Raw genomic sequence first — 1190 nt, 5'->3', positions numbered from 1 at the left:
CCTCGGCCTGCCGCGACACGGTCCCGAGTGCCCCGCCGAGGACCTGGTCCGCCGTAACCCGAACGTGCCGGTCGTGGATGGCGGTCGGATGCGGCCGGAGGTCACGGGTGGAGTGGGCGTACCGCGGCGCCGCCCTCTCCGGGGATCCGCCGAGGCGTGCCCGCGGGTCCGGCACGCGTGCGGAGCCGTGGGCGACCGGTTGCAGGGCCGCGCCGATCGCGGTCCATGTGGGCGAGGAACTCCTCGGCGTGGCTGATCTCCAGCGGGAACAGCCGGGCGTCATCGGCGAGGTCGATCGAGAACATGCGGTTTCCTCCTCGGGTCTCGGGCGGCGGGCTCGCGACGCGTCACCGGGATGCGGTGGGCTGCGCGGCCTCGTCCTTGTCCTTGTCCTGGTACTTGCCTTGGCTCGCGTCCTTGCCGGCGCCGCCCTTGCCGGCGCCGCCCTTGCCGCTGCCGTCCCGGGCGGTGTCCGCGTCGGGTCGCTGCGCCGGGAGCGTGGAAGGGGCGTGGGAGAGCGGGGGTTCGATGCTGATGCGCGGGAGCCCGCGGTCGAGCCAGGCGGGCAGCCACCAGTTGGCGCCGCCGAGCATGTGCATGAGCGCGGGGACCAGCAGGGTGCGCAGCACGAAGGCGTCGAGTGCGACGGCCACGGCGAGGCCGATGCCGAACATCGCGATGATGCGGTCGCCGCTGAGCACGAAGGCGAGGAACACCGAGATCATGATGACGGCAGCGGAGTTGATCACCCGGCTGGTCTCGGCGAGGCCGACGCGGACGGCCCGCTTGTTGTCGCCCGTCTCCAGCCATTCCTCGTACATCCGGCTGACCAGGAAGACCTGGTAGTCCATGGACAGTCCGAAGAGCACCGAGACCATGATGACGGGCAGGAAGGGCTCGATCGGGCCGGCGCTGCCGAGACCCATCGTCTCGCTGCCCCAGCCCCACTGGAAGATCGCGACGACGACGCCGAAGGACGAGGCGACGGCGGCGACGTTCATCACGGCCGCCTTCACCGGGATGCCTATGGACCGGAAGGCGAGCAGCAGGAGCACGCAGCCGAGGGCGATGACCACGCCGACGAAGAGCGGCAGCTTGCCGATGATGACCTCGGCGAAGTCGTCGTAGCCGGCGGTCACGCCGCCCACGTGGACCTCGGTCGAGCCGTCGTCCTCGACGTGCGGGATGAC

Annotated in this window: 1 protein-coding gene and 1 pseudogene; both read right to left on the bottom strand. The window is 71.2% G+C overall.

What is annotated here, in order from left to right; genetic code table 11:
• Positions 1 to 212: 212 nt before the first annotated feature.
• Positions 213 to 305: pseudogene (locus G3I71_RS44650) on the bottom strand (RimJ/RimL family protein N-acetyltransferase); the annotation flags it as partial.
• Between the two features lie 42 nt (positions 306 to 347).
• A partial coding sequence (locus tag G3I71_RS44645; protein ID WP_239149749.1) for an MMPL family transporter occupies positions 348 to 1190 on the bottom strand: 843 nt, incomplete at its 5' end.

The sequence above is a fragment of the Streptomyces sp. SID12501 genome (assembly GCF_010550245.1).
Lineage (GTDB): Bacteria > Actinomycetota > Actinomycetes > Streptomycetales > Streptomycetaceae > Streptomyces.
The sequence above is the reverse complement of the archived record's forward strand: the minus strand, read 5'-3'. Positions and strand labels throughout refer to the sequence as shown.